This is a genomic window from Bacteroides sp. CAG:633 (assembly GCF_000435115.1).
Lineage (GTDB): Bacteria > Bacteroidota > Bacteroidia > Bacteroidales > Bacteroidaceae > Bacteroides > Bacteroides ndongoniae.
On sequence record NZ_FR883010.1, the window covers coordinates 1 to 6182 of the forward strand.

The 6182-nt window shown below is 52.2% G+C and carries 5 protein-coding genes; 1 reads left to right on the forward strand and 4 read right to left on the reverse strand.

Going from position 1 to position 6182, the window contains the following annotated elements:
* The 4 genes from QVP67_RS03075 to hemW all read right to left on the reverse strand — a co-directional run.
* Positions 1-575 (reverse strand): FecR family protein (locus tag QVP67_RS03075; RefSeq protein ID WP_288179840.1); only part of this gene is annotated, 575 nt, incomplete at its 3' end.
* A gap of 140 nt (positions 576-715) precedes the next feature.
* Entirely contained in the window at positions 716-1141 is a 426-nt protein-coding gene (locus QVP67_RS03080) for a hypothetical protein (RefSeq protein ID WP_022162094.1), read from the reverse strand.
* A gap of 314 nt (positions 1142-1455) precedes the next feature.
* Positions 1456-2013: an RNA polymerase sigma-70 factor gene (locus QVP67_RS03085; RefSeq protein WP_022162095.1), complete on the reverse strand. Its 558-nt coding sequence runs from the start codon at positions 2011-2013 to the stop codon at positions 1456-1458.
* A 116-nt stretch (positions 2014-2129) separates the two neighbouring features.
* Positions 2130-3266 carry a radical SAM family heme chaperone HemW gene (hemW, locus tag QVP67_RS03090; protein ID WP_022162096.1) on the reverse strand — a complete coding sequence of 379 codons (1137 nt, stop codon included), beginning with the start codon at positions 3264-3266 and terminating at the stop codon, positions 2130-2132.
* 160 nt (positions 3267-3426) lie between these two features.
* On the opposite strand from hemW, the gene QVP67_RS03095 reads away from it, so the two are divergent.
* Positions 3427-6182, forward strand: a 2756-nt coding sequence (locus tag QVP67_RS03095; RefSeq protein ID WP_288179841.1) for a ligand-binding sensor domain-containing protein, incomplete at its 3' end; no start/stop codon positions are given.

A 6182-nucleotide genomic window follows, 5' to 3' on the forward strand; every position in this document is an offset into this window, starting at 1 on the left:
TTGTAGACGGCTGCTTCGTTGGGTTGCAGTAACAGGCGCTTCTTGCCGTGGTCGGTGCTGACAGCTACGGAACCTTCGAGCAGGGTAGTCCTTACCTCGGTATCAGCGGGATAGGCTTCCACATTGAAATGAGTACCCAATACCTGCACTTCCATTCCGCCAGCTTCCACGGTGAAGGGGCGTCGGGCATCCTTACTTACCTCGAAGTAGGCTTCACCCTGCAGGCGTACATCGCGCCGGTCGTGTTCGAAGCGTTTGGGGCAGGTGAGCGACGAATACCGGTTCAGCGTCACTTCCGTGCCGTCGGGCAGCGTCAGGTTGCGTACTTCGGCCAGGGTAGAGAACGTCTGCATGGGCACGGGGTGCAGTGCTTTGTAAGCCGTCCATCCGGCTATGCAGAGCAGGACGGTGGCTGCAGCGCCCGTCAGCCAGAGGCGGAAACGGCGTTGGCGGTGTGCGTGTGCGAAGATTCTGTCTTCCAGAATCTTCCAGCTGTTTTCGGCCGAATACTTTCCCCGGGGCGAGCGGGTGGAACGGGCCAGACGGTCGAGCAGATTATCAAACGGGTCTTTCATCTTGTTTTTTCTTTTTGCTTATAAAGACAGTGGTTGCGTCCGGATTCCCTACTGTCGGAGCGATTTTTTTTTCGTTTATCTTAAAAAGCCGTTTTTCCTCTGCCTGCTCCCTTTCGGTCGGGGCGTTTTCTTTCCTTCTGTCATTTCTTTCCTTTGGGCTTCAGCTTTATCATCAGTTGCGTACTTTTCACCTCTTTGTCTTTCGGAGTACATACCAGCCGCAGGGTGCCTTGCTTGCCTATCCGTTCGGGATAGATTTTGATGCGTACGTTGGCCGACTTCTTTTTGGCACGAATCACCACCTTCTTTTCGGGGATGCTGAATACGGGTTTCTTGCCGGGAGGCGTTACGCCCTCGATTGTTACTTCGCGGTCCTGATCTTTCTTGTCGGCGGCGATGATTTTCACATCCAGTTCTTCGCTGCTCCTTCCCGGGTCGAAGGCATAGTCGAAGCTATGCTTTTCGAATCCGATGTAATCGTGTGGATACTTGGAGTCTTTGCTGCACGAGGCAAGCACGGACAGGAGCAACATGGCTCCGGTAGTCAGTTGGCAGATTGTTTTCATGTTGTTTATAAATATGTAAAAGAAACATTAAATGTATAGTCAGGCGAATCGGAGCAATCGGGCTCCTCTTCCGGTTTTCTCTAAATAGCTGTTTATCTGCTTGTTATTAAATGCCTTTTCGCTTGCTTATGGGGTCTTTGAGAGACACTTGCACGGCTCGCGAGCAACACTTGTACGGCTCGCGTTCGACACTTGTACGGCTCACGAGCCACACTTGCACGGCTCAAAGCCCCCGTAAGCTTGTTTGCTATAAAGACGTGAGTTGTCAGGAAATCCCCTACTGGAGATGTGGTAATAAAAGTTAATTTAGCGTATTATTCATCGCCTTCGTCGGGCAACAGCATCTTTCTGAGGCGGGTGGTGGCTTTTTGCAGTTGCGCGTCCACTGTCTTTACGCTGATGCCCAATGCTTCGGCCACTTGTGCATAGCTTTGCCGCTCTTCGCGGATGCGGATAAAGACTTCGCGGCAACGCTGAGGCAGGCGGTCCAGTGCCTTGACGTAGCGGGCAAAAAGTTCTTCGCTGATCAGTGTCTCTTCGGGCGATGAGGCTGTGTCGGTCGGTTCGGGCAGGTGTTCGGCAGGCAAGGGGCTTTGCCGGTTTTCACGCTCCAGATAGTTGAGCGAGGCGTTCTTGGTGAGGACAAAACAGTAGTCTTCGATGCTGTTCACTGCGGGCAGGCGGTTGCGCATCTGCCACAGGCGCATGAAGACGTCGAGCACTATCTCCTGTGCGGCGTCTTCGTCGCGGACATAGTAGTAGGCTATGCGGAACAGGCGGTCGTAAGTCAGGTCGTAGAAGCCCTTGAAGGCTCGTTCGGAGTCTTCTTCCTTCATCTGTCTCAAATAGCGTCTGACTTCCTGTTCGGTCATGGTCGGTTGGTTGGTTCGGACGCAAAGGTAATTGTTTTTGCGAACATCGGGCAACTGTCCGTTCGGAAAATGCGTGTGGCGTGTGCGGAGTCCAGGGTGACGACAAAAAGCAGGATTCAGTCGTCCACGTACATCAGGTCGCTCATGATGCCGTCCGAAACGAAGATGCCCCGACGCGTCAGCCGCAGAAAGCCGTCTTTCAGTTCCAGCTTGCCGTCAGTCAGGTAGGGAGCGGCCATGTCGAGGCAATATCGGTACAGCTTCTCGCCGTATTCCTGCCGTAACTGCTCCATCGGTATGCCCCACATGGTGCGTAGTGCGGTCATGACGCACTCGTTGTAGCGGGTGGCGGTGTCGCGGTATTCCGTTTCGAACGGACGGTTGCCGCTTTCCATGCCTTCGATGTACTGCGTCAGCGACGATACGTTCCATTCGCGGGCGACGCCGTCGAACGAGTGAGCCGACGGGCCACAGCCCAGATAGGGAATGCCTTGCCAGTAGGAAGTGTTGTGGTGCGAGTGCCGGTCGGGTTTGCAGAAGTTGGATATTTCGTAGTGCACGTATCCCGCCTTACCCAGCGTGTCTGTCAGGGCAGAGAAGAAGCGCAGGCTGCTGTCCTCGTCCACCTGGCTGACGCGGTGAGCCTGCAGCATGTCGTACAGCGGTGTGCCTTCTTCGTAGGTCAGGTGGTAGGCCGAGATGTGCTCCACGTCCAGAGCCACAGCCTGTTGCAGATCGTCTTGCCAGCGGCGGTCCGTCTCGCCCGGCAGCCCGTAGATGAGGTCGATGCTGATGTTTCCGAATCCTGCCCGCCGGCAGCGTCCGACGGCTTCAATGGCCTGGCTGGCGTTGTGGCGGCGGTTCAGCAGACGCAGCATTTCGTCGTCGAACGTCTGTATGCCCATGCTGATGCGGTTGAAGGGGAGCCGGTCGTGCAGCATGGCGACATAGTCGTCAGTCAGATCGTCGGGGTTGGCTTCGAGGGTTGTCTCTTCACAGGCACCCAGCCCGTATACTTCTTCGAGGGTTTCGAATACAAGGGCAAAGTCTTCTTCGTTGAGTTGCGAGGGAGTTCCACCGCCAAAGTAGACGGTTCGTACCGGTTCGCCTTTCAGGTACTCCTTCCGCGAGCGCAGTTCCTGACACAGGGCCCGGATGTAGCGTTTCTTCTGTTGGCTTTGGGTGGTGGAGTAGAAGTCGCAGTAGACGCATCGCGTCTTGCAGAACGGGATATGTATGTAGATGCCGGCCATGATGAGTATTTTATTGATTTATGGGACAAAGTTAGGGAAAAAATAACGATTTTTCCGACTTTATTCTCCTGCATCTTTGGAGCGACAGTTTTAGGTATTCATTTTTTTTATGTACATTTGCGCCATACATGAGAATAACAATAATTTAAGGAGATAGAAAATGCTTCACCGATTCATCCTCATTCTTTTCTGGTTTCTTATTCCCTTTATGTGCCGGGCAGCCGAGCCTGTAAGGGCTCCTTTGTCTTTTGAGTTATCTTTCATCCTGAACACTTTGCCAAACAAGGAAGTACAGTCCATTTATCAGGACCGTGACGGTTATCTGTGGATTGCAACGCGGAACGGTTTGTTTCAGTACGATGGGTATTCTATTGTAGCTTACAAATCCAATTTCGCCAATCCCGATCTGCTGACCAGTAACAATATTCTTTGTGTGGCCGAAGACAATAAGCACAATCTCTGGATCGGTACGTATAGCGGACTGAACGTGCTGGATAAGCGTACGGGGCAGATGCGTAAGATAAACAATCCAGAAATGAACGGAAATACGATTCCGCAGATTCTGGTAACGAAAAAAGGACGCATTCTGTTTGCAACAGACTGGGGACTGTACGAATATGATGAAAAAGCAAATACTTTCCGTTCTTTCGGTTATCCTGAAACCGCTAATGTGATGCCGAAAACTACGGTAAAAGCGTTGCTCGAAGACGACAGAGGGGATATCTGGATTGGGACTTGGGATCGTGGTCTTTATCGCTACGAGACTGCTACAGGCAAGTATTTTGCTTATCCACGCCTGAACGAACAGAATTCGGCGCACGTCTTGTTTCAGGACAGTTATAAGAATATCTGGGTGGGTACGTGGCGTGGCGGATTGACGTTGCTGAAAGACGCTTACGAGCCGACTCGTACAACATGGGTCACCTACCGGAGCAATCCGGCCGATCCGACTGCCATTTCGGACGACATTATCTATAGCATAGCCGAAGATATCAATACCGGATCACTTTGGGTAGGTACCCGACGTGGGCTGAGTGTGCTGTCTCTGCATGGAGGCGACTATACCGGCCGTGAAGTTTTCTGCAATTACTATCCCGACGATTCCGAATACTCCATTGCCAGCGATGAAGTGACGTCGGTGCTGTGCGACCGCCAGGGACTGATGTGGATGGGGATGATTGGTGGCGGCATCACCAAGGCCAATACCCGCAAAGCCGATTTCGTATGGGATGGATTGCAGGAGTTGAAGCGTGTGATGAAAACCACTTCGGTACGCAGCATGCTGATCGATTGTGATAACTGCTTGTGGTTAGGGATGGGATCCTATGGGTTGGCCGTCAAGGATCGTAATACCGGGAAAACCGTTTATTATACCCAATTGCCGGATACGCATGGGTATCGCGATATTACTACAGTGATGTCCATTATGCAGAGCTCGCTCGACGGGCACATCTGGCTTGCCGCCTACGACGATGGTGCCTACGAAATAGAGAAAAAAGGGCTGGAACAATGGAACATAAAGCATTATTCTCCGCAGGAAGCGCCTTGGCTGGCCGGACATTGTGTCTATCATGTTTACGAAGACTCCAAGCACAATCTGTGGTTCTCTACCCGTAACGGTGTGTCGATGCGCCGGGCCGACGGAAAGGCGGTCCGCTTCGATTCGCTTATGGTAGAGAATGACGCTATGCGTAGTGTTGTGACATTAGGTGTGGTAGAGGGGAGCGACGGTGACATCTGGGTAGCTTCGGGTACGCATGGGGTCATCAGGCTGCATTGTGATGCTTCGTCCGGCGAATGGAAGTTACAGGCCTATTCTTCCCGCAATCATAAACTGAACAACGATTATGTAGACTGTCTGCATCGTGACGCACATGGGCGCCTTTGGGCCGGTACGGGAGGCAGCGGACTTAATTATTATGACAAGGAAAGCGATTCTTTTTTACCGATGCATGCCCGATGGAATCTTCCGGGCGATGCTGTTGCCAGCATCAGGGACGATCAGGAAGGCAACCTTTGGTTGGGGACGAATGCCGGGCTTGTCCGACTTACGGTTCCTGGCAATCTGAAAGATAATGCTTCCTTCCGTCTTTATACTACGATAGACGGCTTGCAGGATAACATCTTCCTGCGGGGAGCCGTGACGGCGGCCGGTAACGGAGAAATGTTTTTCGGCGGACACCAGGGTTATAACAGTTTCTATCCAGACAGTCTGGAGGTGCAGGTGCCACCTCCGGCAGTGAAGGTAACGGACATTAAAGTCTATAACCAGTCGTGGAAGTTGTTGCCCGATGCGGAACGCACAGACATCTCTCCTCTTTCGCCGAGTTTTGCCGAAGAAATCAGACTGGACTACCAGCACAACAACTTCAGTATCGAGTTCTCGGCACTTGACTATGCTTCCCCCCAGCGGAACAACTATGCCTACAAGCTCGAAGGATTCGATGATGACTGGCAGTATACCGATGCTTCCAAACGTTTCGCTTATTATAACAATCTGGAACCGGGTACTTACACGTTTCTTCTGAAAGCTTCCAATTCAAACGGTGTTTGGAGCAAGGAACCCTATCGGATGAAAGTTGTGATATTGCCTCCGCCTTGGGAGACGTGGTGGGCTTACACCCTGTATGTCTTGCTGATAGTTGCTGCTGCATACGGCACATATAGGCAGGTACGCAACCGCATCCGCCTGCGCAACGCGCTCCATCTGCGCGAAATGGAAAAGGCCAAGGTCGAAGAAGTGAACCATGCCAAGTTGCAGTTCTTCACCAACATCACTCATGAGTTGCTTACACCGTTGACCATTCTTTCGGCTTCGGTGGACGAACTGAAGCGTGTTGCGCCCGAATACAAGGACCAGTATCGCGTGATGAACAACAACATTAATCGTCTGATAAGGCTGTTGCAACAGATACT

Bases quoted from the DNA above. Each gene is read 5' to 3' on its own strand.
- QVP67_RS03080 (WP_022162094.1), bottom strand. From the start codon at position 1,141: ATGAAAACAATCTGCCAACTGACTACCGGAGCCATGTTGCTCCTGTCC.
- QVP67_RS03085 (WP_022162095.1), bottom strand. From the start codon at position 2,013: ATGACCGAACAGGAAGTCAGACGCTATTTGAGACAGATGAAGGAAGAA.
- hemW (WP_022162096.1), bottom strand. From the start codon at position 3,266: ATGGCCGGCATCTACATACATATCCCGTTCTGCAAGACGCGATGCGTC.